The 3,042-nt window shown below is 63.7% G+C and carries 3 protein-coding genes; 1 reads left to right on the forward strand and 2 read right to left on the reverse strand.

Going from position 1 to position 3,042, the window contains the following annotated elements; translation table 11 throughout:
- The coding region (locus KA354_25255; GenBank protein ID MBP7937957.1) for a hypothetical protein at nt 1-500 on the forward strand (500 nt) is incomplete at its 5' end.
- A gap of 75 nt (nt 501-575) precedes the next feature.
- Here the strand turns inward: KA354_25255 and KA354_25260 are convergent.
- Nucleotides 576-1,427, reverse strand: coding sequence for a diaminopimelate epimerase (locus KA354_25260; GenBank protein ID MBP7937958.1), 852 nt, complete (start codon nt 1,425-1,427; stop codon nt 576-578).
- Nucleotides 1,428-1,444: 17 nt separating this feature from the next.
- A partial coding sequence (locus tag KA354_25265) for a hypothetical protein (protein MBP7937959.1) occupies nt 1,445-3,042 on the reverse strand: 1,598 nt, incomplete at its 5' end.

The following is a 3,042-nucleotide window of genomic DNA, read 5'->3' on the forward strand; positions in this document are numbered from 1 at the left end:
AGACAACCGCCAGCCAGAGCGCTTCCGCAATCGACACCCCACCGTTGTCCCGCGACGAACTCGGCAAGCTGGCCTCGGACATGACCGCCAACTACGGTCGCATGTTCACCGGCGTGACCGACCTGGTCCCACGCTTCGAGACCCTCTGGGGCCAGATGGAAAAGCTCGCCGGGCGCGATCACATTTCAGTCGAGACTCTGGGCGGCATCCTGACTGTCGACGTGGCCGAGTGGGCCAAAAAGGGCTTCGGAGCGGTCTCAGCCCTCGGGCAGACCGGCACCGACCTGTTTGGAGAGATGATTCTAGACAGCTACGCCCGCACGCTGGACGCCGTGGCCGAGGAGGGCGTGGCGGGTTATCTCCGCAACCGGATGAAGCCGTTCCTGCAGGCGGCCGTCTCGCACTTCGACACCGAACGGCAAACCTGGACCGGCTCAATGGTCGAGAAACTCCTGGGTAGCACAGACAAGCCGATGAGCCCCGATCAGGCTGCCAGTTGAGAAATGACCTCGCCCCCGTGAGTCACAACGCGGCCGGCTCGCCCGCTTGCTTCCCGGCACGGCTCGAGCCGAACCTCAGGCCCCCTGAGAAGGCCAGTCCCCCGAAAAGACCTCGACCGCCGGTCCGGTCATGAACACGTGACCGTCGCTCTCCCGCCACTCGAGCAGCAGATCGCCGCCAGGCAGGTGAATGGTGACGTTCCGCCCGCTCCGCCCGGTCAGCACGCCGGCCACGCAGACCGCGGAGGCACCGGTGCCACAGGCGGCCGTTGCCCCGCTGCCACGCTCCCAGGTCAGCATGCGAAGCTCGGAGGGACCGATGACCTCGGCGAAGTGCACATTGGTCCGCTCCGGAAACAAGGGATGGGTCTCCAGCTTGCAACCCTCGATCTCCAACTCGCGCGGCCCGAACTCGGCCAGGGGCACGCCGAAAACCACCGCGTGCGGATTCCCCATCGAAACGCAGGTCATCAACGCCTTGCACCCAAAAACATCCATCGGGTAATCGGTCATCTGGCCGGGCTCGAGCTTCACCGGCAAATCACCCGGTTTGAGCCGCGGCGCATTCATGTCCACCCGGGCGGAGGTCATCTTGCCAGCGCGAATCTGAAGATCGATCGACAACACGCCGGCATCGGTCTCAACTCGCAGGGGATTGCGGGGCGACAAACCGTGGTCGTGCACGTACTTGGCCAGACAACGGATCCCATTCCCGCACATCTGCCCGCGCGAGCCGTCAACGTTGTACATCTCCATCCGGGCATCGGCAACCGCGGATGGATAGATCAGGATCAGCCCGTCGCTGCCCACACCGGTGTTGCGGTCGCTCATCGCCCGAGCCAACGCGCCCGGGTCGGCCACTTGTTCCCTGAAGCAGTCAACGTAGATATAGCAGTTCCCCAGGCCATGCAGCTTGGTAAAACGCATGGTACGGTTCTCAGTCCTCAGGACGCGCCGAGTTGCCTGGCACCGTCGGAGGTCATCATGTCGGGATAGGCCTTCTCTTCCTGCTCGTCCTGGAAGATGATCGTCGGCTTGATCAGCACCAGCAGAACAAACTCGTCCTTGACCCGCGATCGGTTGGTGAAGGCTCGTTTGAGAACCGGTATCTTGCTCAGTACCGGTACACCGGCCTCGACCTCTTCCTCGGCGGCAAGGGTCAGACCGCCCAGCAGCACGGTGCCCCCGTCCGGCACCTTCACGCCGGTAAGGATCTGGGTCAACTGCATCTCGGGAACCTCGAAGTAAGAGGCCAGAGCGCCACTCTGCGTGGGAATCCGCTTGAAGGTCGCATCGGTCACCTGGGGCTGAACGACCAGGGTCACATACTTCCGATCCGCGGAGACGAACGGCTTGACTGTGAACACGCGCCCCTTCGGAACCATGCTGATGTTCGGCTGTTGCCCCTGCGAGCCGGTGCTGTTGATGCCGCCGCTGGTGCCCGCGAAGCCGGGAGAAACCACGTAGTAGGCCAGGGTCTGAACCTGAATCGTCGCCTGACGGGCGTTGAAGCACACCAGCCGGGGAGCGTCCACACTCGATCCGCGCGAGTCCATCTGCGTGGCCTTGAGCAGAAAATCAACCTGCAGATTGTCCAGGAAGGTGCCAGCCATCGAAAAAGCCGGCTTCGCCGAATTCACCACACTCGACAGATTGCCCGGAACACTGGTCGTCGGGGGACCGGCAAGGCCGATGCTGTTGTTCAACAAGGGAATCGGCGTCGTGTGACGATCCCACCAGCTGTTGGACGAGCCGGTCGGCACCAAGGCCACGTTGTTGTAAGGCTGCACCAGGGCCGTCTGATCCATGGCCGTCCCCCCGACCGCCGCAACCGTGGGAGTGAAACCGAGTGCGGACATCTGACGAGGCATCACCAGCACCGCCCCAGTGAGCGGGTCGACGGCCGCACCCGCGGCGGTACCGGTCGTACCCGTGGTCCCCGTGGTTGAAGTGGTCAGAGCCGTGTCGAGCCCCGCCTGGCCCTGGTTGAGAATCATGTCCAGATCCACACCGATCTGCTCGAGGAAGTTGCTCCTCAGGCTCACAAACCGGGCCTCAACGGCGATCTGCACATCCTTGAACTTCCGCAACAACTTGAAGAGACGGATGACCTCGCGATGGGCCGAGGGCGTCTGGGTCATGATCATCCGGTCACCCTCGATGGTGATCCGACCCTTGCCCTCGAGATCCTCCGGGTTGATCGCCTGAGTGCTCCCACCGTCCCGTCCGCTCCCCGAATCCTGCGTATCCGCCTCCGACCAGGCACCTTTTACGTGCTTGATGATCAGATTCTTCAGGTCCTGCTCGCGCCTTCTGCGGCCACTCTCGGTACTGGCGTCATCATCGTCATCGTCACCCCCGGACGAGCTATTGCCGCCATAGCCGCCGCCACCATAGCCGCCGCCACCACCGTACCCGCCCCCCATGCCACCCATCATGCCGCCCATGCCGCCCATGCCACCCATCATGCCGCCCATGCCGCCCACGCCGCCCACCATGCCGCCCATGCCGCCCCGCCTGCAGACCATACCGCACATCATGC

It is taken from the genome of Phycisphaerae bacterium (assembly GCA_018003015.1).
In the GTDB taxonomy this organism is placed as follows: Bacteria; Planctomycetota; Phycisphaerae; order UBA1845; family PWPN01; genus JAGNEZ01.

What these genes read in the sequence shown, in the direction of transcription:
- KA354_25260 (MBP7937958.1), bottom strand. Translation starts at nt 1,427, where the DNA reads ATGCGTTTTACCAAGCTGCATGGCCTGGGGAACTGCTATATCTACGTT.